Raw genomic sequence first — 23,649 nt, 5'->3', positions numbered from 1 at the left:
TCCCGGTTGCCCCGGCGCGTCCTGGTGTATGTCGGCGGTCAGCGTAGAAGAACACGGTGAGCGGTGATGCGCCGGTTCCCCAGAGCCGGCAGGACCCTCGCCACCTGCCGCCACTTGCATCTCCGGGCCCGGTTCGTGCCGCGAGCATGGGCGGTGAGCCCAGGAGGCAGGGTCCGCCCCGCCTGTCCTGTCTCGTCGTCGCTACGGGAGTACGCGGCACAGGGAGTCCAGGGCTCCGGCCCAAGCGTGGTCGGGCGGGGTGCCGTAGCCGACGACCAAGGCGTCGAGCGGGGTGGTGGAGACGTCGATGTCCTCGTGACGGTAGCTGGACAGACCTGCGACGCCCAGGCGTTGCCAGGCGGCGGCACGGACCACGGACTGCTCGGTGCCGGGCGGGAGTTGGAGGACCGCGTGCAGGCCGGCGGCGATTCCGGTGGCGTGGACCGCGGGGGCGCGTTCGGCTAGGGCGGCGACCAGTTGGTCGCGGCGCCTGCGGTAGCGCAGCCGGGCGCTGCGCAGGTGACGGTCGTAGGCACCGGAGTTCAGGAATTCGGCGAGGGTGAGCTGGTCGAGGACGCCGCAGGACCAGTCGCTGACGCCCTTGGCGTCGATGACCTCGTCGATGAGACCGGCCGGGAGGACCATCCAGCCGAGCCGAAGTCCGGGGGCGAGTGATTTGCTCGCGGTGCCGAGGTAGACGACGTGGTCCGGGTCGAGTCCCTGAAGGGCGCCGACGGGCTGGCGGTCGTAGCGGAACTCGCCGTCGTAGTCGTCTTCCAGGATCAGTCCTCCCGTGCGCCGCGCCCAGTCGACGACGGCGGCCCGCCGATCCGGGTGGAGTGGAACGCCCATGGGGAACTGATGGGCGGGTGTCAACAGGGCCGCACCGACGCCGGTCACCCGGGCAGGGGCTCCGGATGCTCCCGACTCCACCGTCCTGGCCGCACCCCCGGTGCCGGCCGTGCCGCGATTCCGGGACGGGCGCTCGACTCGGGACGAGCCGTTGTCCCGAGTCGATCTGTCATTGCCGGACGAGTCGCCGACCCAAGCCGAGTCACCCATCCGGGCCGAGTCGCCCAACTGAGCCGTCGCGCCACTCCGAGCCGATGCGTCATGACCGGCCGAGTCGCCGTCACGCGGCAAGTGGGCGGTGCGGGGCAGAGGTTCGGTGCCGGCGCTCCAGGTGTCCAGTTCGCCGGTGTCCGTGCCGAGTTCGTCCAAGGGGAGGGGGTGGGTGCGCAGGCCGGCACGGGTCAGGAGGTTCCAGTGGACATCGAGGCCGTACGACTCGACGGCGATGTCGTGGACACCCCTGCGGCGCAGTACCTCGCCGAGCAGTGTCAGACCCTGGACGAAACCGGCGCAGATGACGAGTCGGTCGGGGTGGGCGTGGACGCCGCGGGCGCGGGCGAGGTAGTCGGCGAGGGCGAGCCGTAGTTCGGGGCGGCCGCGGGGGTCGCCGTAGCCCAGCGCCTCGTTCGGGGCGGCGGTCAGGGCTCGGCGGGAGGCGCGAAGCCACTCGGCACGGGGGAAGGAGGCGAGGTCGGGGGAGCCGGGGTGGAGGTCGTGGAGGAGTTTGCCGGGGGCGCGGCGGCCCGGGCGCTGGACGGGGCGGGGAGCTTCGACGGGGCGTTCGGCGACCCGGGTGCCGGAGCCCTGGCGCGCGGTGAGCCAGCCCTCCGCGACGAGGTCGGCGTAGGAGTCGGCGACGGTGTTGCGCGCGATGCCCAGATCGACGGCGAGGGTGCGGGAGGCAGGCAACCTGGTGCCCGGGGCGAGGCGGCCGCCGCGTACGGCCTCGCGGAGTGCGTCGGTCAGGCCCCGCCGCAGGCCGGGACCGGTGGGCTCGATGTGGAGGTCGATGCCGAGGGCCTGCCCGGAGGGCGAAGTGGCCCAGTTTTTCACCATGGGAATGGACCATACCGCTGGGCTAATCCCTTCTTAGGGTTGAGGCATGACGACACACGAGAGCGAGACGACTGTGGATGAGACGCATGGGACCGAGGGGCACGAAGGCGGCCGGGACGGGGGCGGGACCGAAGGCGGCCAGCAGCTCATGCACGAGCACGCGCCGCGGCTGGCCTGGGCGCAGCACGCGCCGGAGGTCTTCAAGGCGATGGTGCGGCTCGACGCGGCGGCTCGACGCGGGATCGACCCGGTGACGTACGAGCTGGTCAAGATCCGCGCGTCGCAGATCAACCGTTGTGCGCTCTGCCTGGACATGCACTCCAAGGACGCTCTGGCCGCGGGTGAGAGCGTGGAGCGGATCATTCAGCTCGCTGCTTGGGAGGAGTCGAAGCACTACTACACCGAGAGGGAGATCGCCGCGATCGAGCTGACCGACGCGGTCACGGTGCTCACGGACGGTTTCGTGCCGGACGAGGTGTACGAGAGGGCGGCGAAGGTCTATGACGAGAAGGAGCTGAGCCAGTTGATCGCGGCGATCGCGACGATCAACGCGTGGAACAGGTTCGGGGTCTCCACCCGTCAGGCGCCGGGGCACTACAAGGCCGGAGACTTCAAGTGAGTGCCCGGACGACGCAGTTGGACGCCGGTGTCCGGGACGCGATGGTGGCCTTCGGCGCGGCGGCGAAGAAGGGGCTCGGGGACCCCGTCCTCGCCGAGCTGGTGATGATCCGGGCGTCGCAGATCAACGAGTGCGCGTTCTGCCTCGACATGCATGTCGACATCGCCGTCGAGAAGAACGGGGAGAGCACGAAGCGCATCGCGCTGCTCGACTCGTGGGCCGAGGCGGGCGACTTGTACAGCGAGCGGGAGCGGGCGGCGCTCGCGCTGACGGAGGCGGTGACGGTACTGACGGAGGGGTTCGTGCCCGACGAGACGTATGCACTCGCCGCCGAGCACTTCAGTGAGAGCGAGCTGGCTCACCTGATCGCGGCGATCGCCGCGATCAACAGCTGGAACCGGCTGATGGTCAGCCGCCGTATCGCACCAGGAGGACCCGCATGGTGAACCCGGAGCTGTCGCAGGGGGCCACCACTCCCGTGGCTGTGCTTCGTGCCCTGCATCACGGTCGCGCGGCCGGTGACCCGTTGATCCTGCCGGGGCCGTGGGACGCGGCGAGTGCGCGGGTCTTCGAGGAGGCTGGGTTCCCGGCTCTGGCGACGCCGAGTGCGGGGGTCGCCGCGTCGCTCGGGTACGAGGACGGGCGGACGCCGGCGGACGAGATGTTCGCTGCCGTGGCCCGGATCGTGCGGTCCGTGTCGGTGCCGGTCTCCGCGGACATCGAGGCCGGGTACGGGCTCGCGCCGAAGGAGCTCGTGGAGCGGTTGCTGGAGACCGGCGCCGTCGGGTGCAACCTGGAGGACTCGGGGACGGGTGCGGTTGCCGCACCGACCGGTTCCGGTGGCCGTGGGCAGCAGGAGCGGGTCCTCAAGGACGCGCAGCAGCAGGCGGAGTGGCTCGCCGAGGTCCGGGCGGCGGCCGGTGACCGGGTCGTGCTGAACGCGCGGATCGACGCGTTCCTCGTCCAGGGGGTCGCCGACCCGGTCGGGGAGGCGATCGAGCGGGCCCGGTTGTACGTCGCCGCGGGAGCGGACTGTGTGTACCCGATCGGGGCGCCGGCCGAGGCGCTGCCCCGGTTGCGGGCCGGGATCGAGGGGCCGATCAACGTCGGGGCGCCGCCCGGGGGGCCGACGTTGAAGGAGTGGGGGGAGTTGGGGGCGACGCGGATCACGTTCGGACCCGGACTGCAGCGGAGGGCGGCCGCCGCGCTGCGGGAGATCGCCGCCACCCTCGCCTGAGCCGCGCCGCGAACCGGCCGGGGGCACGCACCCCGCGTCCACACACCCGGCGCCCGGGGGCAGATGCGGGCCGACCGGGCCTGTGCGGCCGCCCTGTCCGGGAGCCCGGCCGGAGCCCCGGCCCGGTGCCCAGTCCGGCAGCCACACCGCGCCCTGGATACGACCGCGCCCCGGATACGACCGTGCCGGGTGCCCCCGTCAGGAAAGGCACCCGGCACCGTACAACCTGCCCGGTTATCGGGGGAGCCACGCCTCCCAGGTGGAGCGGTGGGTGTCGATCCACTTCTTGGCCGCTTCGCCGGGCGACAGTTTCTGCTCGGCGATCAGGAGGGAGACCTCGTTCTGGTCCTCCGTCGTCCAGTGGAACTTCTTCAGGAGGGCCGCGGCTTTGCCGCCGCCGCGGGCGAAGTCGGCGTTGAGGTACTTCTGCAGCGGGGTCTGCGGGTAGGCGCAGGCGACCTTCTCCGGGTCGGCGTCGCAGCCCTCCTTGTAGGCGGGCAGTTTCACCTCGGTCATCGGCACCTTCTTGAAGAGCCACTGCGGCTGGTACCAGTACGTCAGGAACGGCTTCTTCTGCTTGGCGAACTGCTTGATCTGGGTGATCTGGGCGGCTTCGGAGCCGGAGAAGACGACCTGGTAGTCCAGCTTCAGGTTCTGGACCAGGGCCTTGTCGTTGGTGACGTAGGACGGGGAGCCGTCGAGGAGTTGGCCCTTGCCGCCGCTCTCCGCGGTCTTCAACTGGTCGGCGTACTTGTTGAGGTTCTTCCAGTCGGTGACGTCGGGGTGCTGCTTGACGAAGTACGTGGGGACGAACCAGCCGATGTGTCCGGTGACGCCGAGGTCGCCGCCGTTCTGGATGGTCTTCTTGTCCTTGACGTAGCGCTGTTCCTGGTCGGGGTGGCCCCAGTCCTCCAGGATCGCGTCGACGCGGCCCTGGCTGAGGGCGTCCCAGGCGGGGACCTCGTCGACCTGGACGGTGTCGACGCGGTAGCCGAGTTCGTGCTCCAGGAGGTACTGGGCGACGGCGACGTTGGCCTGGGCGCCGACCCAGGACTGGACGGAGAGGGTCACCGTCTTGGCGCCCTGGGCGTTGGCGTAGGGGGACGCCTGTTTGGTCATGTCGGCGGCGCCGCAGCCGGTGACGGCCAGCAGGGCGCCCACCCCGGCGACGGTGGCGAGTGACCTGTGAGTCCTACGTGTGCGCATGGGTCAGGCCTTCTTTCCGGCGCGGGTGCGGCGTTCCGTCGGCTGCGTCACCCGGTCCAGCATCAGACCGAGGCAGACGATCGCGGCGCCCGCGACGAGGCCCGTGGCGAGGTCGCCCTGGGCGAGGCCGAAGACGACGTCGTAGCCGAGAGCGCCGCCGCCGACGAGGCCGCCGATGATGACGACGGCGAGGACCAGGACGACGCCCTGGTTGACGGCGAGAAGCAGTGCGGGGCGGGCGAGCGGGAGTTGCACCTGGCGCAGCTGCTGGGCCGTGGTGGCGCCCATCGAGCGGGAAGCCTCCATGGCGGCGGGGTCGACCTGGCGCAGTCCTTGTGCGGTGATGCGGACGACGGCGGGCAGCGCGTAGACGACGGCCGCGGCGGCCGCGGGGGCGCGGCCGACGCCGAAGAGGGCGACGACCGGGATCAGGTAGACGAACTGCGGCATGGTCTGGAAGACGTCGAGGACGGGGCGCAGGGCGCGTTCCAGGCGGTCGCTGCGGGCGGCGGCGATGCCGACGGCGAAGCCGAGGACCAGGGTCACGGCGACGGCGGCGAGGACCTGGGAGAGCGTGTCGAGGGACGGTTTCCAGACGCCGAGCACGCCGATCGCGGCCATGGCGAGCACGGCGGTCAGGGCGGTGCGCCAGGTGCCGATGAGCCAGGCGAGCGCGGCGACGATCAGCAGCACCGCCCACCACGGCAGCCAGGTCAGGCCGGAGCGCAGCGGGTCGAGGATCCAGGTGGTGAAGTGGCCGGCCCAGTCGGCGGTGCCGCCCACGTAGGGGACGCCGGTGTAGAGGTGGTCGGTCATCCAGTCGACGGCGTCGTTGACGGGGGTGGCGATGTTCACGACCCAGGAGTCGGGCCACTCCAGGCGGTCGGCGAAGCGCGCCGCGAGGGCGGTGACGACGGTGCCGGCGGCGACGACGCCCCACTTCCAGGGGGCCGGGGTCTCATCGGAGCCGAGCCGCTCCCCCGCCGCGCTGGTGACGCGGTCGAGGACGACGGCGAGCAGCACGATCGGGATGCCGGCGGCGAGAGCGGCGCCGACGTCGACCGAGGCGAGCGCCTGGTAGACGCGGTCGCCGAGGCCGCCCGCGCCGATGACGGAAGCGATGACGGCCATGGAGAGGGCCATCATGATCGTCTGGTTGAGGCCCAGGAGGAGTTCCTTGCGGGCCAGGGGGAGACGGGCGGTCAGCAGCCGCTGCCGGCCGGTCGCGCCGAGCGAGGCGACGGCTTCCATGACGCCGCTGTCGGCGGAGCGCAGGCCCAGCGCGGTGAGGCGGGCCATGGGCGGGGCGGCGTAGACGACGGTGGCGAGGACCGCGGCGGGCACGCCGATGCCGAAGATCAGCACGACCGGGAGGAGGTAGGCGTAGGCGGGGAAGACCTGCATGGTGTCGAGGACGGGGCGCAGGACGCGGTTCATGCGGTCGCTCAGGCCGGCGGCGAGGCCGAGTACGGCGCCGAGCACGACCGAGACGAACACGGCGACCACCATGAGCGCCAGTGTCTGCACGGTGGGCACCCACATGCCGAGGGCGCCACACACGAGGAAGGCGACTACGGCGGAGGCGGCCAGGCGCCAACCGGCGACGCGCCAGGCGATCAGACCGGCCGCGGCGGTCACGCCGGCCCAGCCGGCGGCGAGCAGCACGAGGTAGACGGCGCGGATGGAGAGGACGATCGCGTTGCTGATGTGGCCGAGGAAGTAGAGGAACAGCGGGTGGCTGTCCCGGTTGTCGATGATCCAGTCGCTGGCCTTGCCGAGCGGTTCGGAGACGTCGACGGTCAGCGCGTCCGGCCAGCTGCCGCTGGACCAGCGGGCGTTGAGGAGCGGGGCGATGATCGCGGCGGCCGCGGCGAGCAGCAGGAGCTTGCCGAGTACGCGGTTGCGGAGCAGGGCGTTCTGGCGGGTGGGGGTGTCCTTGGTGGGGGCAACGGTGACAGCAGCGGACATATCAGACCGCCTTGTCGCCCGCGGCGGACGCGGGACCATCGGCCGGGCCGGCCGAACCGTCTGATCCGGCCACGTCGGCGGACCCGGCGGAACCGGCAGAGTCGGAGGGACTGGCGGAACGAGCGGAACCGGAGGAGTCAGCGGAACCGGAGGAGTCGGCGGAGCCGTCAGAACCGGCGGAGTCAGCGGAGTCGGCGGACCTGGCGGACCCAGCGGAACCGGAGGAGTCGGCAGAACTGGCGGAGCCGGCAAAACCGCCAGAACCGGTGGACCCGGCGGACCCGGCGGACCCGGCGGACCCGGTGGCGCTAGCGGAGCCGCCGGAACCGGACGCACCGTCAGCCCCGACCACACCGCTCAAACCCGCCGCACCGCTCGAACGGGCCACACCCCCGGGCCCCCCGGAGACGCCACTCGCCCCCTCGAGGGCGCCACCCGCCCCCGGGGCGCCATCCGTTCCCCCGGAGGCACCACCCGTCCCCCCGGAGACCACATTCGTCCCCGCCACGACCCCGAGAAGCCGTTCATGGTCGACAATCCCCACGCACTGGTCGGCGTCCATCACCCGCACGGCGAACCCGCTGCGGGCCACCGCCTCGATCGCCTCGGAGACCGTGGCGTCGTGGGCTATCTCGGGGCCGCGGTCCGCCTCGTCGGCGTCGGCGGGGCGCATGGCGCGCCGGACCGTCATGACCTGTTCGCGCGGGACGTCGCGGACGAACGCGCGGACGTAGTCGTCGGCGGGCGCGCTCACGATCTCCTCCGGCGTGCCGAGCTGGACGATGCGGCCGTCGCGCATGAGGGCGATGCGGTCGCCGAGGCGCAGCGCTTCGTTGAGGTCGTGGGTGATGAAGACCATCGTGCGGCCCTCCTCGCGGTGCAGGCGCACGACCTCTTCCTGCATGTCGCGCCGGATGAGCGGGTCGAGCGCGCTGAACGGCTCGTCGAACAGCAGGACTTCGGGGTCGACGGCGAGGGCCCGGGCGAGGCCCACCCGCTGCTGCTGGCCGCCGGAGAGCTGGCCGGGGCGGCGGGACTCCAGCCCCTCCAGGCCCACCTTGGCGACGACCTCCATCGCCTTGGCCCGGCGCTCGGCGCGCCCGACGCCCTGGATCTCCAGTCCGTAGGCGACGTTGTCGAGGACGGTGCGGTGCGGCAGCAGGCCGAAGTGCTGGAAGACCATCGCGGCGCGGTGGCGGCGCAGCGCGCGCAGCCGGCTCTTGTCCATGGCGCGTACGTCCTCGCCGTCGATGGACAGGGAGCCGGCCGTGGGTTCGATGAGGCGGGTCAGGCAGCGCACCAGCGTGGACTTGCCGGAGCCGGACAGGCCCATCACCACGAAGACCTCACCGCGCCGGACGTCGAAGGAGACGTCGCGCACGGCGGCGGTGCAGCCGGTGCGGGTGCGGAGTTCGGCGGCGCTCAGCTCGGTCAGCTCCGCGTCGTCCGGGACGCGTTCGGCCTTGGGGCCGAACACTTTCCACAGGTTGCGGACGGAGAAGACGGTCTCGGCGGAAGCGGTTCCCGCGTTCGCGTCGGGGGCGGGGTCCCGCACCACAGTCTGCGTACTCATCACGCATCACCACCCAGCAGTTCGGCGCACTTCTCCCCGACCATGAGCACTCCGATCATCGGGTTCACCGCGGGCATCGTCGGGAAGACGGACGCGTCGGCGATTCGGATGGACTGCAGCCCGCGGACCCTCAACTCGGGGTCGACCACCGCGAGTTCATCACTCCCGGCGCCCATGCGACAGGTGCCTGCGGGGTGGTAGACGGTGTGGGCGACCTTGCGGGCGTACTCGCTCAGCTCCTCGTCGCCGGTGACGTCCGGGCCGGGACACACCTCGCGCTTGAGCCAGCCGGCCAGCGGCTGCGTCCTGGCGATCTCGCGGGCGATGCGGATGCCGTCGACGAGGGTCCGCCCGTCGTAGTCGTCCTCGTCCGTGAAGTAGCGGAAGTCGAGGGCGGGCTTCTCCTCGGGGTCCGCGCTGGTCAGGTAGAGACGGCCGCGGCTCTTCGGCTTGGGGATGTTGGGCGTCATGGAGACGCCGTGCTCGGGCCGTTCGTAGCCCAGCCGCTCGGGGTTGTCCGTGAACGGGATCTGGTAGAAGTGGAACATCAGGTCGGGTCCGGCGGCCTCGGGGTCGCGCTGGATGAACAGGCCGGCATCGCTGTCCATCGCGCTGTTGTCGGGGATCGGTCCGTCCGTCTCCCAGACGATGACCGACTCCGGGTGGTCGAGCAGGTTCTCGCCGACTCCCGGCAGGTCGAGCACGACCGGGATGCCGAGCTTCTCCAGATCGGCCCGGGGACCGACGCCGGAGTGCAGCAGCAGGCGGGGCGTGTCGACGGCGCCGGCGCAGACGACGACCTCGCGGCGCGCCGATATGAGCCGCTCCTCGCCGTCCTTCGAGCGCACGTGCACCCCGCGCGCCCGCGGGCCGGCGACGTCCGCGCCTTCCCCGTCCGGGGCGCCGTCACGGCCGTCGGTGAAGTGGAGCTTGTACGCCCAGGTCTCCAGCAGCAGCGTCAGGTTGGGGCGGTCGCCGGCCTCCATGTGGGGGTGGAGGTACGCGACCGAGGCCGAGGAACGCTTGTTGTTCTCGGGGTGGTAGGCGAGGTCGAAGAAGCCGACGCCGTCCTTGAACGGGCCCTTGTTGAAGCCCTCGACGCGCGGTACGCCGGTGGCGGTCTGTGCGGCCTCGACGAAGTCGCGGGCGATGGCGTTGCGGTCCTTCTCGTCGACGGCGACGATGTTGTTGCGCAGCTTGGCGAAGTAGGGGTCCATGGACCGGTGGTCCCAGCCCTCGGCGCCGGCGGCGGCCCACTCGTCCCAGTCGCCGGGCAGCGGCTTGAACGAGATGAGGGTGTTGTGCGACGAGCAGCCGCCGAGCACCTTGGCGCGGCTGTGCAGGATGTGCGAGTTGCCGCGCGGCTGGTCGGTCGTGGTGTAGCCGTAGTCGAGGTCGCCGCCGAGCAGCCCGAGCCAGCGGCGCAGGGTCAGCACGTCGTCGCGGTCGATGTCGCTGGGGCCGCCCTCGATGACGGCGACGGTGACGTCCGGGTCCTCGGTGAGCCGGGAGGCGATCACCGATCCTGCGGTGCCGCCGCCGACAATGACGTAGTCGTACGTGTGCGGGGCCGGGCCGCTCCCGGGGGACGGGTCGGCGTTCCCGGCCCGGACGGCGTGTTCCGCCCGGACGGCGTGTTCCGCCCGGGTGGCGTTCTGCGGCGGTTCAGGGTTCTCAGGCATGCGTCAACTCCAAGGCGAGGCAAGGTACTTCGCGTAAGTGGTGGTGGCGGTGCGGAGGCAGGAAGAAGGGCGGGCTCAGCCCGCGAACCACCGCACCGGCTTCGGCGCCAGGTTCTGGTAGATGTGCTTGGCCTCGCGGTACTCGGCGAGCCCGGCGGGGCCCAGCTCGCGGCCCACGCCGCTCTTCCCGAAGCCGCCCCACTCGGCCTGCGGCAGGTAGGGGTGGAAGTCGTTGATCCAGACGGTGCCGTGGCGCAGGCGGGCGGCGACCCGCCGGGCGCGCCCGGCGTCGGCGGTCCACACGCCGCCGGCGAGGCCGTACTCGGTGTCGTTGGCGAGGGCGACGGCCTCGTCCTCGGTGCGGAACGTCTCGACGGTGAGGATCGGCCCGAAGGTCTCCTCGCGCACGACGCGCATCTCGCGGTGGCACTGGTCGAGGACGGTCGGCTCGTAGAAGTAACCGGTGGCGGGCCGGGCGGCGCTCGGCTCGGGGCGCTTGCCGCCGCTGCGCAGCACCGCGCCCTCGGCGAGCGCGGAGGCGACGTAGGACTCGGTCTTGTCGCGCTGCTGCTCGCTGACGAGCGGCCCGCACTCCACGCCGTCCTCGGTGCCGCGGCCGAGCCGGATCTTCTCGGCGCGGCGGGCGAGTTCGGCGACGAAGCGCTCGCGGACGGACTCCTCGATGATGAGGCGGGAGCCGGCGGAGCAGACCTGGCCGCTGTGGATGAACGCGGCGTTGAGCGCCTGGTCGACGGCGGTGTCGAAGCCGTCCTCGGTCTCGCAGGCGTCGGCGAAGACGACGTTCGGGTTCTTGCCGCCGAGCTCCAGGGCGACCTTCTTGACGCCCGCGGCGGCGGCCTGCGCCACCTTGGTGCCGCTGGCCAGGCCGCCGGTGAAGGAGACCAGGTCGACGTCGGGGTGGTCGGCGAGGCGGGCGCCGACGGTGGCGCCGGGGCCCGTCACGATGTTGGCGACACCGGCCGGCAGTCCGGCCTCCACCAGCAGTTCGATCAGGACGACCGTGGTCAGCGGGGTGATCTCGCTCGGCTTGACGACGAAGGTGTTGCCCGCGGCGAGCGCCGGCGCGATCTTCCAACTCGCCTGGAGCAGCGGGTAGTTCCAGGGCGTGATCATCGTGCAGACACCGACCGGTTCGTGCACGACGACACTGTGGATCTCCTCGGACCCCGCGTCGACGACGCGGCCCGCGCCCTCGCCGATGACCAGGTCGGCGAAGTAGCGGAAGGCGTCGGCGACGCAGTCGACATCGACGCGGCCCTCCTCCACGGTCTTGCCGGCGTCCCGGCTCTCCAGGAGGCCGATCTTCTCCCGGTCCCGGACGAGGAGGTCGGCGACGCGGCGCAGCAGCGCGGCACGGTCGGCGACGGGCGTCCTCGGCCAGGGGCCCTCGTCGAAGGCGCGGCGCGCGGCGGCTATCGCGGCGTCCGCGTCCTCGGCACCGCCCTCGGCGATCACCGCGAACGTCGTGGCGTCCGCGGGGTCGAGGATCTCGCGGGTGGCCCCTGCGGCGGCGCCGCGCCACTCTCCGCCGACATGGATGGTGCTCTGTACTGACACGTCCTGCTTCGCCTTCCGTTCCGGTTTTCTCCCCCGAACACCGCAGATGCCCCTGGGGAGCGGTCTGCCGTGGTGCCGGATGTCCCTGCCCGGGGGTGGCCAAAGCATGCACATTCCGTGGCCGAAAGTGCGCTGCGTCACCACCTGTGCCGGGGAACGTCCCGAAAGGCGCCGTGTGGGGCGTTCTGTCCGAGGCGGCAGAGCCGCCGCCGAACGCAGACCGCCCACGGCGGGTCCGAAGACCCGCCGTGGGCGGCGGAAGAACCGGGACGCGGGAGGGGGGCCGGGGCCTCTCCCGCTCCGGAGCCTGTCCTAGAGCAGACCGAGGCCGCGGACCGCCTCGCGCTCCTCGGCCAGCTCGGCGACGGACGCGTCGATGCGCGCACGCGAGAACTCGTTCACGTCCAGGCCCTGGACGATCTCGTACGCGCCGTCCTTCGTGGTGACGGGGAAGGAGGAGATCAGGCCCTCCGGGACGCCGTACGAGCCGTCCGAGGGGATGCCCATGGAGGTCCAGTCGCCCTCGGCGGTGCCGTTGACCCACGTGTACACGTGGTCGATGGCGGCGTTGGCGGCCGACGCGGCCGAGGACGCGCCGCGCGCCTCGATGATCGCGGCACCGCGCTTGGCGACGGTCGGGATGAACTCGTCGGCCAGCCACTTCTCGTCGTTCACGGTCTCGGCCGCGTTCTTGCCGCCGACCGTGGCGTGGAAGATGTCGGGGTACTGGGTGGCCGAGTGGTTGCCCCAGATGGTGAGCCGCTTGATGTCGGCGACCGTCGAGCCCGTCTTCTTCGCGAGCTGGGTCAGCGCGCGGTTGTGGTCGAGGCGCGTCATGGCGGTGAAGCGCTCGGCCGGTACGTCCGGCGCGGCGGCCTGGGCGATGAGGGCGTTGGTGTTGGCCGGGTTGCCGACGACGAGGACCTTGATGTCGTCCGCGGCGTGGTCGTTGATGGCCTTGCCCTGGGGCTTGAAGATGCCGCCGTTGGCCTCCAGGAGGTCACCGCGCTCCATGCCCTTGGTGCGGGGGCGGGCGCCGACGAGGAGGCCGACGTTGGCGCCGTCGAAGGCGACGTTCGGGTCGTCGGTGATCTCGATGCCCTGGAGCAGCGGGAAGGCGCAGTCGTCGAGCTCCATGGCGGTGCCCTCGGCGGCCTTGAGCGCCGGGGTGATCTCCAGGAGGCGCAGCTTGACCGGCACGTCCGCGCCGAGCAGCTGGCCGGAGGCGATGCGGAAGAGCAGTGCGTAGCCGATCTGGCCGGCGGCGCCGGTGACGGTGACGTTCACGGGAGTGCGGGTCATGGCGTTCTCCGTATGACAGCAGGGCTTTTGATCGATCTCTCGGCATCAAGAGATCCGCCCGTCAGGCTATCGCGCCGCGCCCTTACCGGACCTATCGGTGCGTGTGGCTCACCCCACAGAGCGAGTTCTCTGTATCGGTCCGAGCCCGGACACGGGGACGGCCGCCGGCCCGGGGGGTGGGCTTCGGCGGCCGCCGGTGGGTGTCACCGTGTGACCATCCCGTGGGGGTACTGGAGCCCCTTCCCCGAAACGGAGGCCCTATGCACACTCTTTCGCGCGGCATCCGAAGCGGCCGTCGAAGCGGCCCTCGAAGCGACCGTTGAGGCCCTCGGCCGCACTACTCCGTACAGCCGCTCCGCCCGGAGCCGAGTGTCGCGCACGCCTTCGCCTCGGCGGCCGACCCCACCGCCACCATCGGCGTGTACGCGTCCGTGTCCGCGGTGCCGACCCGGCCCTTCTTCGAGGCCGCGGCGCCCACCTTCAACTGGACGCTGTCGCCGGGGGCAGCGCCCTGGATCCGCGCCCAGGCCGCCTTGCACGTCTTGCTGTACCGCACCTCGACGGAGACGGCGCCGACCGCGGTCCGGGCCGGGCTGTCGGCGAGGTCACCGCCGCACCCCATGGCCTCGGGGTCCTTCCCGGTGCAGCCCGCGCCCACGCACCGGACGCCCGCGGGGAGTTCGGGCGCGCTGGTGGTGGGCGGCGCGGACGGCCCGGCGGTCTCCTTCTTGTCGACGCCGCTGCTGGTCAGCGCGTACGCGCCGAGCCCGACGAGGGCCGCGCCCACGACTGCCGCGAGGACCGTGGGCAACCGGCGCCCCGCGCCCGCGGAGCCTGTCGGCGGGGCCGCGGCCGCCGGCGCGGGCCCGAACGTACCGGCGGGCGCCCCCGGCGCCCGCGCAGGCACGGCCGACGAGCCACCCGCGGGTCCGGCGGCGTCGGTGGGACCGGTGACACCGTCGTGGGCACCAGCACCGTCACGCCCGCCGCCGGGCCGCGCCGCCGGCCCGCCGAACACCCCGAGCGCCGCGCGCGCCCTGGATATCCGTATCGCCTCCATGGTCAGGTCGTGGCGCTTCTCGGAGCGGCTCCAGGCGCGCTCCGCCGGCTCCCACAGCGTGATCAGGTGGACGGGGTCGGTGCCGGTCGCCTCGGCGAGCGCCACGACGGCGCCCTTCGGGGCGAGCAGCTGCCCGTTCAGGTACCGCTCCCACGACGTCTTGCTGTAGCCGGTGCGGTCGGCCAGCGCGGCGACGCCCAGCCCGCCGCGCTCCACCAGTCCGCGGAGCCGGCCGGTGAACTCCGCCAGCTGCGGGTCGAGTTCGTCCGGTAGCGCCGTCCAACGAGGCATTGCGTTCCCCCTCATCCCCTGCGCCGGGCGTGGACTCCCCCGCGCCACGCTCCGGCCCCGGCGTCCGTCGGCTCTCCGGTGAGATGCGCAGAGCCAGGAAGTCAGTTCCCCCCGGCGGCTCCCCCGGCGGTTCACCGCACCGTGAAGTGCAGCGTGTCCTGGAGGAAGGGGACCTTCAGCCACGGGTCCGGCTGCGCCATCATCGCCAGCAGCACGATGGCGAGCCCGAGGATCCCGTACGTGACCATGTCCGTGAAGCGGGAGCGCACGGCGAGCATGCCGACGGACGGCAGCACCCAGCGCATCACGGCACCGCCCAGCAGGGCGACGCCCACCAGGATCGTGCCGACGCGGAACGCGCCGAACGCGGTGACCAGCAGTCCGATCCCGGCCAGCACGAGCACGGCGATCAGCGGCCACTGGCGGGCGGGCGCGGGGGCGTCGCGGGGGGCGGCCCGGCCGCCGCCCTCGGGGCGCGCGGTGTCGCGCGTCCACAGCGGGAAGCGCCGCGTGCCCCGCTTCTTCCCGTCCGCGCCCGGGGAGGCGTCAGCGGACACCGTGCGCGTTCCGTTCCGCCGCCTCGACCACGTTCACGAGGAGCTGGGCGCGGGTCATCGGGCCCACGCCGCCGGGGTTCGGGGAGATCCAGCCGGCGACCTCGGCGACGCCCGGGTGCACGTCGCCGACGATCTTGCCGGTGGCGTCGCGCGAGACGCCGACGTCGAGCACGGCCGCGCCCGGCTTGATGTCCTCCGGCTTGATGAGGTGCGGCACGCCCGCGGCGGCCACGACGATGTCGGCCCGGCGCAGGTGCGCGGCGAGGTCGCGGGTGCCGGTGTGGCACTGGGTGACCGTGGCGTTCTCCGACTTGCGGGTGAGCAGCAGCGGCATCGGGCGGCCGATGGTCACGCCGCGGCCGACCACGACGACCTCGGCGCCCTTGATCTCGACGCCGTGCTTGCGCAGCAACGTGATGATGCCGAACGGGGTGCAGGGCAGCGGCGCCGGCTCGTTCAGGACGAGACGGCCGAGGTTCATCGGGTGCAGTCCGTCCGCGTCCTTGGCCGGGTCCATCAGCTCCAGGATGCGGTTCTCGTCGATGCCCTTGGGCAGCGGGAGCTGGACGATGTACCCGGTGCAGGCCGGGTCCTCGTTCAGCTCGCGGACGACCGTCTCGATCTCTTCCTGCGTGGCCGTGGCGGGCAGCTCGCGCTGGATGGAGGCGATGCCGACCTGCGCGCAGTCGCGGTGCTTTCCTGCCACGTATTTCTGGCTGCCGGGATCCTCGCCGACGAGGACGGTGCCGAGTCCGGGCGTGACCCCCTTCTCCTTGAGGGCCGCCACGCGGGCGGTCAGTTCGGATTTGATCGCGGCTGCGGTGGCCTTGCCATCGAGAATCTGGGCGGTCATGGTGCCCATTGTTTCAGGGCGCCCCGGGTTCGCCCAAGTTGCACTTGCACAATGGCCCGGAAGGCCCTCTGGACAGGACCCTGTCCGGTTGAGGAGCATGATCCGCGCAGTGCCGCGGACAGCGGCAGGGGGGCACACCGCGTATGCGGCCGTATTTCGTAATTTTCCTCCGCAGGTCCGCGCCGTCCCCGACCTCGTCCCCGGAGGAATCTCGCCATGAGCCACGGCGAACCGAACAATCCCTACGGCCAGCAGCCGCCGCAGTCCGGCCCGTACGGCCAGCAGCAGCCCGACCCGTACGGGCAGCAGGCGCCGCAGGGCGTGCCGCAGCAGGGGTACGGCTATCCGCAGCAGCCCGGTCAGCCCTTCCCGTCCTACCCGCAGCAGTCGGGGATGCCGGGCCACGGCACGCCCGGTGTGCCGCCGCTCTCCTCGATGGGCCGCAGGCTCGGCGCGCAGCTGATCGACGGGGTGCTGATCGGCATCCTCTACTTCGTGTTCCTGGCGCCGAAGTTCATGGACTTGATCGACGCGGTCCGGGCCTGTGACGCGGGCTCGTCCACGTACGACACCTGCATGAACGACGCCACGTCGGACTTCCAGTCCGCGACCCTGCCCATCGCCCTGGTCTTCATGGTGGTCGTCCTGCTCTACCAGGTCCTGATGATCGCCTTCGTCGGTGCCACGCTGGGCAAGCTGGCCGTCGGCATCCGTGTCCTGAAGGCGGAGACCGGCGCGAAGCCCGGCATCGGCGGCGCTCTCCTGCGCTGGGTCATCCCGCTGGTCGGCAGCTTCGCCTGCGGTGTCGGCGCGCTCCTCGTCTACCTCTCCCCCTTCTGGGACAAGTCCGGCCGCAAGCAGGGCTGGCACGACAAGGTAGCGAGCACGGTCGTCGTCCACGTGAAGGGCTGACCCCCGCACCGCGACACGATGAGGGCCCGCCGGTCGGTGACCGGCGGGCCCTCGTCACGTACGGGTGACTCAGTGGAAGAAGTGGCGCGTCCCGGTGAAGTACATCGTCACGCCCGCCTTCTTGGCGGCCTCGACGACCTGCTCGTCCCGGATCGACCCGCCCGGCTGCACGATCGCCTTCACACCGGCGTCGATGAGGAGCTGCGGCCCGTCGGGGAACGGGAAGAACGCGTCCGAGGCGGCGAAGGAGCCGCGCGCCCGCTCCTCACCGGCCCGCTCGACGGCGAGCTTGCAGGAGTCGACGCGGTTGACCTGGCCCATGCCGACGCCGACGGAGGCGCCGTCCTTGGCGAGCAGGATCGCGTTCGACTTCACGGCGCGGCACGCCTTCCACGCGAACGCCAGCTCGTCCAGCTCGCCCTGCGACAGCGCGTCGCCGGTCGCGAGGGTCCAGGAGGCCGGGTTGTCGCCGTCGGCCTGGAGGCGGTCGGTGACCTGGAGGAGCGCGCCGCCGTCGATCTGCTTCGTCTCGACGGTGGCGGACGGCCCGTTCGGGGCGCGCAGCACGCGGATGTTCTTCTTCTTGGTGAGGGCTTCGAGGGCGCCGTCCTCGTAGTCGGGCGCGACGATGACCTCGGTGAAGATGTCGGCGACCTGCTCGGCCATCTCCTTGGTGACCGGCCGGTTCACGGCGATCACGCCGCCGTACGCCGAGACCGGGTCGCAGGCGTGCGCCTTGCGGTGGGCCTCCGCGACGTTCGCGGCGACGGCGATGCCGCAGGGGTTGGCGTGCTTGATGATCGCCACGCACGGGTCGTCGTGGTCGTACGCGGCACGGCGCGCGGCGTCCGTGTCCGTGAAGTTGTTGTACGACATCTCCTTGCCGTGCAGCTGCTCCGCCTCGGCGAGGCCGCCGGTGCCGTCGACGTACAGGGCGGCGCCCTGGTGCGGGTTCTCGCCGTAGCGCAGGACGTTCTTGCGCGCGTACGTGGCGCCGAGGAACTCGGGGTGCCCGCTGTCGTCGGCGGCGGCGTAGTCGGCGGCGAACCAGGAGGCGACGGCCACGTCGTAAGCGGCGGTGTGCCGGAAGGCCTCGGCGGCGAGCCGCTTGCGGGTCGTCAGGTCGAACCCGCCGTCCTTGACCGCCGCGAGGACGTCGGCGTACCGGCGCGGGCTGGTGACGACCGCGACCGAGGGGTGGTTCTTGGCGGCGGCGCGGACCATCGAGGGGCCGCCGATGTCGATCTGCTCGACGCACTCGTCGGGGGTGGCGCCGGAGGCGACGGTCTCCTGGAACGGGTACAGGTTCACGACGACCAGCTCGAACGGCTTCACGCCGAGGTCGGCGAGCTGCTTCTGGTGGTCCTCCAGGCGCAGGTCGGCGAGGATGCCGGCGTGCACCTTCGGGTGCAGCGTCTTGACCCGCCCGTCGAGGCACTCGGGGAAGCCGGTGACGTCCTCGACCCTGGTGACCGGGACCCCGGCCCCGGCGATCTTCGCAGCGGTCGAACCGGTGGAGACCAGCTCGACGCCCGCCTCGTGGAGCCCGCGCGCCAGCTCCTCCAGACCGGTCTTGTCGTAGACGCTGACCAGCGCCCGGCGAATGGGCCGCTTGTTGCTCTCGGCGGTCACGGGATAACTACCTTTCGTCCCTCGATGCTGTAGCCGTTACGGGCCAGACGCCCCACGACATCGACGAGCAGCGTGCGCTCGACTTCCTTGATGCGCTCGTGCAGAGCGCTCTCACCGTCGTCCGTGTCCTCTTCCACGATCTCGACCACGCCCTGGGCGATGATCGGACCGGTGTCGACGCCGTCGTCGACGAAGTGGACGGTGCAGCCGGTGACCCTGGCGCCGTACGCGAGGGCGTCGCGCACACCGTGAGCACCGGGAAAACTGGGCAGCAGGGCCGGGTGCGTGTTGACGAACCGCCCCCCGAAGCGCGCGAGGAACTCCTTGCCCACGATCTTCATGAAGCCCGCCGAGACGATCAGGTCCGGTTCGTGCGCGGCGGTCGCCTCGGCCAGCGCCAGGTCCCAGTCCGCGCGCGTGGCGTGGTCCGCGACCCGGCACACGAAGGTGGGGATCCCGGCACGCTCGGCCCGCTCCAGGCCGGCGATGCCCGCACGGTCCGCGCCGACCGCGACGACCTCCGCCCCGTACACGTCCGTCCCCTGGGCCGCGATGGCGTCCAGCAGAGCCTGCAGATTCGTACCTGATCCGGAGACCAGCACGACGAGGCGCTTGGCCTTGGCCACGGCGGGGCCCTTTCTCGTTCACGGGAGAGCTTCTTCGCGCGGCCGGCTTGTCCGTTCCTACGAAAGCTTCGCACCCGCACATACGGGGAACCCTACGAACGGGCCGGCCGTCAGCAACGATACCGGCACACCCGGCGGCCCCCACGGGACGGGGGCGTGGCCGGGAGGTAGCGTCAGCGTCCAGGAACACCGAGCAAGATCCCGCGACACCTGAAGATCCTGCCCGGGCGCGGAACGCGGGACGGGCACGGAACGTTGACGAAGAGAACGCACCGACCCGCACCTGCGACCCGACCGACGACCTAGGGGAAGACGCACACCTGATGCCGGACCGAAGCCTTCGCCTCACGCTGCCCCACGGCGCCGTCCTGCTGCGCGAAGGCCGACCCACGCCGCCGTCGCCGTCCACGGAGGCCGGGGGCGCCACGCCCGCCGGCCGGCCCGGGCAGTCCAGGGAGCCCGACGGGTCCAAGGACCCGGCCGAGGACAAGGGCTCCGCCGAGGGCGAGGGCTCCGGGCAGACGCGGGCGGACAATCCGTTCGCGCCGCCGCCCGAGGACGCCCCCGACCGTCCCTGGCAGCCGCGCCGGCCCGAGGGCCAGGACTCCACCGGGGGCGGTGAGCCCCGTTCTCCCTGGGGCAGCCAGTGGAGCGACCGCCAGCCCGGCCGCGCCCAGGACGGCCGCTTCGGCGACCGCCCCGGCAGCGGCGGGCAGGGCGGCCCCGAGGGAAAGGGGCCTGGGCAGGGCCCCGGCCTGCGCTGGGACCCGACGGACCCGGCCCAGCGCCGCGCGCGCTACTCGATCCTGTCGGGCATGTGGGGCTTCTTCTTCGCCCTGTTCGGCTGGCCGTACGTGGCCCTGCTGCTCGGCGCGCTCGCCCTGTACTGGAGCATCAGCGCCCTGCGCGCGAAGCCCCGCACCCCGGACCCGGACACCCCCGCCCCGGCCACCCCTCCGGGGGCGACCCGCCAGCAGACGACGGCGGCGGTCAGCGGCCTCGTCACGGGTGCGCTGGCGCTGGCGATGGTGGCGTCGATGTTCACGGCGAAGCTGGTCTACAGCGACTACTTCGAGTGCCGGGCCGACGCGTTGACCAACGCGGCGGACCAGTCCTGTGACGACCTGCTCCCGAAGCAGCTGCGACCGCTTCTCGGTTCGCGCTGAGCGCTGAACTTGCCGGTACGCGGCGGGGGCTGACGAGGTCTCAGGGCTCCGGGGTCGGCTGTCGGTCCGGGGAGTCGGCGGGGTCCGGGGCCGGGGGTTCTGGCGGGGCGGGGGTCTGGGCCGGGGCTGAGGTCTCGGCCGAGGCCGGGGGCTTCGCTGGAGCTGGGTCCGGGGTTTCTGGCACGATCGGCTCGGCCTTCTGCGGCTCGGATGTCTGTGGTTCGGCCTGCTGCGACTGGGCTGTCGGAGCCGACTCCGGGTCCTTCAGGTCCGCCGGGTCCTCCGAGTCCTCCGAGTCCTCCGAATCCTGCGGCTCGTCCCGGTCCTGCGGCTCCTGGCCCGGCGGAGCCGGTCGCTGCGGCCCTGTCCTCGCTTCCGTCGGGAGGGCCCAGCGCGTCGCGCGTGCCGTCTCGTCGAAGAAGTCGTAGACGTCGAACTCCTCCTCGTCCTCGACGGGTGCGGGCTTCGGCACGACAGCGGTCCGGCGCCGGGCGGGCTGCATCGCGGGCACGGACGTCGTCCACACGGCCTCCCGGCGCCGTGCCCCGGATCCGCGCACGCGCCAGGCCCACACCACCAGCGCCACCGGCGTCCCCACCACCGCGGTCCACGCCGCCGCGGCGAACCCGGTCAGCCAGCCGACCGGGCCGAACGAGGCGAGCAGCCCGTCGCCCAGCGCGCCGCCCGCGGCGACGGCGAGTACCGCGAACATCGTTCCGCAGAGCGCGGCCGCCACGGTCATCGCGTAGCAGACCCGTCCCACGGTCCAGCCGGCCCGCTCGCCCGCCACCACTACGAACCACGCCACGGTCACCGCGGCCGCCACCGGCACCACACCGGCCGCCCAGGTCAGCGGCGTTCCCTCGCCCGCCGCCGGCACCGCCTCCAGCAGCGGGAAGGCCGGCAGGAGCGGGACGTCCACCCCGCCGAGCGGGCCGACGGGGTGGCCGGTGCCGAGCATGACGCCGGGGCCCAGGGTGTACGCGGCGCCCCAGATCGCGGCGTTCGGGACCAGCGAGAGGCAGAGCAGCAGCACGGCGATCCGGCCCGACCAGGCGGCCGTGAGCTGCTGGAAGGACTCGCGCACCGCACCCCCGTGCCACACGAGGGACGCCGCCACCACGAGCGCGCCCCCGGCGACGAGGACGAGGGCGCCGGCGGCCGCGGCCCGCGCGGCCACCGGCAGGACCTTCTCCACGAGGACCCGCGGCAGCACTTCCAGGGACCGGTGCAGGGCCGGGGGCAGCGGACCGTCCGGCCGGCCGTGCGCGATCCACACCCCGGACCCGGACGCGGCCACCGCGACCAGGACGAGGTGCGCCGTGCAACTGACCCAGGAGGGGGTCAGTTCACCGCCGGACGCGTAACAGGCGGTGGCGATGCCGATCACCAGGTAGCCGCAGGCGACCCCGGCCCACACCCCGGTGGCCGACCCCAGCGGCGCGCCCTCCTCCTCGGGTTCCGCCGCGTCCCGCGCCGCCCGGTGCACCAGCCACACGGGCAGCGCCATGAGCAGCAACGGGGTCAGGCCCACCGGCGCGGGCGCCCCGGAGAGCGTGTCGGACCTGATCATCTCGGTGCCGTGGGCGAGGAGCCACAGCGCGGCGGCGGTGTGCAGGGCGCCGCCGGGGCCGCTGTCGGGGTAGGGCGAGCTGATCCACATCGCGATCACCAGCACCGCGATGGTGCCGAGCCCGAGCCCCGCCGCGACGATGCCGCCGAACACTCCGGCGGCGGGCCCGGGCGATCGTTCCCGCACGCGGGCCAGCAGCACGGGCAACGTCAGTCCACGGCCGGTCATCTGGGTCACGGGCCCATGCTGCCAACGACACGCGCTTTATCCGCGTAACAGGCAAAGTACGGATGTGTCGCTCAAGATACGCTTATGTACTTTTCCGCGCGAAAGGGTGTGTGGGGTTCCTCATGACGCAGAGCGCCGCCGCCCCGCTGCCGACGCCGAAGGAGCGCCGCAGGCTCCGCGAGGCGAAGTCACTGACCCAGGCCCAGCTCGCCGCGCAGCTGGGCGTGACCCGCGAGACGCTCCGCGCGTGGGAATCGGGCCGTACCTCGCCGGGGGGCCTGAAACGGGAGTCGTACACCCGCCTCCTCTTGGCCCCGGCCCCCACGCCGGTGAAGCGGCCGAAGGGACAACTCCAGAAACGCGAGAAGCCCCGCCGCTCCGGAAGGGCCCCGCAGCCGGAGCCACGGCTCCAGGAGACCGAACGGGCCCACGCGTCGACAACGGCACCCGAACAGGCCACCCCAGCTGAACAGACAGCCCTGTCCCACCGGGACGAGTCGGCTGAGCGGGCCGCGTCAGCAAAGCAGCCCGCCGTGGCCAAGCGGGGCACATCAGCCAAGCGGGCCACCGCGACCCGGCGGGGCACATCAGCCAAGCAGGCCACCGCGGCCAAGCGGGACCCGTCTGCCCGGCAGGTCACGTCAGCGGAGCGGGCATCGTCAGCCGAACCGGCATCGTCAGCCGAGTCGGCATCGACAAGCGAGCCGGCGTCGGCAGCCGAGCCCGTACCGGCGCCTGGACAGGTCACCACCGTCGGCCCGGACCCGTCGCCCGAGCAGGTCACCACGGCCAAGCGCCCCGCAACGGCCAAGCAGGCCGTCACCACCCCGCAACCGGTCACCCGGGCCCCGGAAATCGCGTTCGACGCGTTGTACACGCATGCCGCGCCGCTCCTGGTGCGCCACGCCTACCTGCTCTGCGGGCGGCGCGCCCTGGCCCGTGAGTCCGTCGAGCGCGCCTTCCAGCTGGCCTGGCAGCGCTGGCCCGAGGTCGCGGTCGACCCGGACCCGGCGGGCTGGGTGCGCGCGGCGGCGTACGAGTACGCGATGTCGCCCTGGCACCGGATGCGCCCCGCCCTGCGGCACCCGGACGCGCCGCCCGCCGAGGCGGCGGACCGCGAACTGCTGGACGCGTTGCAGAACCTGCCGCCCACCTACCGGCGCTCCCTGCTGCTCTACGACTGGGTGGGGCTCGACCTGCCGGAGACCGCCGCCGAGACGGAGGCCAGTACGCCGGCCGCCGCCCACCGCGTGCTGCACGCCCGCGAGGCCGTCGCCGAGCGGCTGCCGGAGCTGGCCGTCCCCGAGCAATTGCACCGCCGGCTGTCCGCGCTCGCCGCCGCGGAGAAGCTGGACGCCCCCGAGCCGGCGCTGGTCCGGGCCGTCGGCGAACGCCGCACCCGTTTCTGGACCCGGGCCGCGATCGTCGTCACGACCCTGATCGTGGGGGCGACGGCGCTGACGGTGCGGGCCGCCCCGACGCATTACGTGCCGGTGCCCGCACCCGGCGCCCCGATCAGCGGGGTGCCCCCGCTGGGCGGCCCCGAACGGCTCACGGGACCCGACCGCGCCCTGCGCGACGCGCTGCGCTCGGAGCTGAGCGGCGGCCCCGCGCGCCTGGCGCCCACGGCGCAATGATCAGGGGGCCCGCACCGAAACCGGTGCGGGCCCCCTGATGT

17 protein-coding genes and 2 pseudogenes are annotated in these 23,649 nt (G+C 72.5%); 6 read left to right on the top strand and 13 right to left on the bottom strand.

Annotated elements, in window-relative coordinates; genetic code table 11:
• Positions 1-201 precede the first annotated feature (201 nt).
• Positions 202-1,908: a PLP-dependent aminotransferase family protein gene (locus ABZY33_RS00325; RefSeq protein WP_356489167.1), complete on the bottom strand. Its 1,707-nt coding sequence runs from the start codon at positions 1,906-1,908 to the stop codon at positions 202-204.
• Between the two features lie 148 nt (positions 1,909-2,056).
• Here ABZY33_RS00325 and ABZY33_RS00320 point away from each other — a divergent pair, with 148 nt between their 5' ends.
• Genes ABZY33_RS00320 through ABZY33_RS00310 form a run of 3 tightly spaced genes read left to right on the top strand, consistent with a single transcriptional unit; the run spans position 2,057 to position 3,764 of the window.
• Positions 2,057-2,527, top strand: coding sequence for a carboxymuconolactone decarboxylase family protein (locus ABZY33_RS00320; protein WP_356489334.1), 471 nt, complete (start codon positions 2,057-2,059; stop codon positions 2,525-2,527).
• Complete coding sequence (locus ABZY33_RS00315; protein WP_356489166.1) at positions 2,524-2,973, top strand: carboxymuconolactone decarboxylase family protein; 450 nt, start codon at positions 2,524-2,526, stop codon at positions 2,971-2,973. Before ABZY33_RS00320 ends, ABZY33_RS00315 begins: the two co-directional genes overlap by 4 nt.
• Positions 2,967-3,764, top strand: a complete 798-nt coding sequence (locus tag ABZY33_RS00310) for an isocitrate lyase/phosphoenolpyruvate mutase family protein (protein ID WP_356489165.1) — start codon at positions 2,967-2,969, stop codon at positions 3,762-3,764. Before ABZY33_RS00315 ends, ABZY33_RS00310 begins: the two co-directional genes overlap by 7 nt.
• Positions 3,765-3,998: 234 nt before the next feature.
• On the opposite strand, the gene ABZY33_RS00305 is transcribed toward ABZY33_RS00310, so the two are convergent.
• From ABZY33_RS00305 to ABZY33_RS00265, 9 genes and pseudogenes are all read right to left on the bottom strand, one after another.
• Entirely contained in the window at positions 3,999-4,970 is a 972-nt protein-coding gene (locus tag ABZY33_RS00305; RefSeq protein WP_356489164.1) for an ABC transporter substrate-binding protein, read from the bottom strand.
• A 3-nt stretch (positions 4,971-4,973) separates the two neighbouring features.
• Positions 4,974-6,938, bottom strand: coding sequence for an ABC transporter permease subunit (locus tag ABZY33_RS00300; protein WP_356489163.1), 1,965 nt, complete (start codon positions 6,936-6,938; stop codon positions 4,974-4,976).
• Positions 6,939-7,434: 496 nt separating this feature from the next.
• Positions 7,435-8,511 (bottom strand): annotated as a pseudogene (locus ABZY33_RS00295) (glycine betaine/L-proline ABC transporter ATP-binding protein); the annotation flags it as partial.
• Complete coding sequence (locus tag ABZY33_RS00290; protein WP_356489162.1) at positions 8,511-10,193, bottom strand: GMC oxidoreductase; 1,683 nt, start codon at positions 10,191-10,193, stop codon at positions 8,511-8,513. The gene ABZY33_RS00290 and the pseudogene ABZY33_RS00295, both read right to left, overlap by 1 nt.
• 75 nt (positions 10,194-10,268) lie before the next feature.
• Entirely contained in the window at positions 10,269-11,771 is a 1,503-nt protein-coding gene (locus ABZY33_RS00285) for an aldehyde dehydrogenase family protein (protein ID WP_356489161.1), read from the bottom strand.
• Between the two features lie 312 nt (positions 11,772-12,083).
• Entirely contained in the window at positions 12,084-13,073 is a 990-nt protein-coding gene (locus tag ABZY33_RS00280) for a malate dehydrogenase (RefSeq protein ID WP_356489160.1), read from the bottom strand.
• A 337-nt stretch (positions 13,074-13,410) separates the two neighbouring features.
• Positions 13,411-14,424 (bottom strand): DUF2690 domain-containing protein, encoded by a 1,014-nt coding sequence (locus tag ABZY33_RS00275; protein WP_356489159.1) that lies wholly within the window; start codon positions 14,422-14,424, stop codon positions 13,411-13,413.
• A 131-nt stretch (positions 14,425-14,555) separates the two neighbouring features.
• Positions 14,556-14,966 (bottom strand): annotated as a pseudogene (locus tag ABZY33_RS00270) (DUF3017 domain-containing protein); the annotation flags it as partial.
• Between the two features lie 4 nt (positions 14,967-14,970).
• A complete protein-coding gene (locus tag ABZY33_RS00265; RefSeq protein ID WP_356489158.1) occupies positions 14,971-15,834 on the bottom strand; it encodes a bifunctional methylenetetrahydrofolate dehydrogenase/methenyltetrahydrofolate cyclohydrolase in 864 nt (287 codons plus the stop codon).
• Between the two features lie 216 nt (positions 15,835-16,050).
• Between ABZY33_RS00265 and ABZY33_RS00260 the strand changes: the two genes are divergently transcribed.
• A complete protein-coding gene (locus ABZY33_RS00260; protein ID WP_356489157.1) occupies positions 16,051-16,746 on the top strand; it encodes an RDD family protein in 696 nt (231 codons plus the stop codon).
• 69 nt (positions 16,747-16,815) lie between these two features.
• Here ABZY33_RS00260 and purH read toward each other — a convergent pair whose 3' ends face one another.
• Entirely contained in the window at positions 16,816-18,378 is a 1,563-nt protein-coding gene (purH, locus tag ABZY33_RS00255) for a bifunctional phosphoribosylaminoimidazolecarboxamide formyltransferase/IMP cyclohydrolase (protein ID WP_356489156.1), read from the bottom strand.
• The gene (purN, locus tag ABZY33_RS00250) at positions 18,375-19,004 is read right to left on the bottom strand and encodes a phosphoribosylglycinamide formyltransferase (RefSeq protein WP_356489155.1); all 630 of its coding nucleotides are present in this window, start codon (positions 19,002-19,004) and stop codon (positions 18,375-18,377) included. Before purN ends, purH begins: the two co-directional genes overlap by 4 nt.
• Before the next feature lie 323 nt (positions 19,005-19,327).
• Here purN and ABZY33_RS00245 point away from each other — a divergent pair, with 323 nt between their 5' ends.
• On the top strand, positions 19,328-20,170 hold the full coding sequence (locus tag ABZY33_RS00245; protein ID WP_356489154.1) for a hypothetical protein: 843 nt from the start codon (positions 19,328-19,330) through the stop codon (positions 20,168-20,170).
• A gap of 40 nt (positions 20,171-20,210) precedes the next feature.
• Here the strand turns inward: ABZY33_RS00245 and ABZY33_RS00240 are convergent, their stop codons facing one another.
• Positions 20,211-21,971, bottom strand: coding sequence for a DUF6350 family protein (locus tag ABZY33_RS00240; RefSeq protein WP_356489333.1), 1,761 nt, complete (start codon positions 21,969-21,971; stop codon positions 20,211-20,213).
• Between the two features lie 122 nt (positions 21,972-22,093).
• On the opposite strand from ABZY33_RS00240, the gene ABZY33_RS00235 reads away from it, so the two are divergent.
• Entirely contained in the window at positions 22,094-23,608 is a 1,515-nt protein-coding gene (locus ABZY33_RS00235) for a sigma factor-like helix-turn-helix DNA-binding protein (RefSeq protein WP_356489153.1), read from the top strand.
• Positions 23,609-23,649 lie beyond the last annotated feature (41 nt).

This window comes from Streptomyces sp. NPDC006552 (assembly GCF_040611655.1).
Lineage (GTDB): Bacteria > Actinomycetota > Actinomycetes > Streptomycetales > Streptomycetaceae > Streptomyces.
Note: the sequence above shows the minus strand (reverse complement) of the source record. Positions and strands in the feature narration are given on the sequence as shown.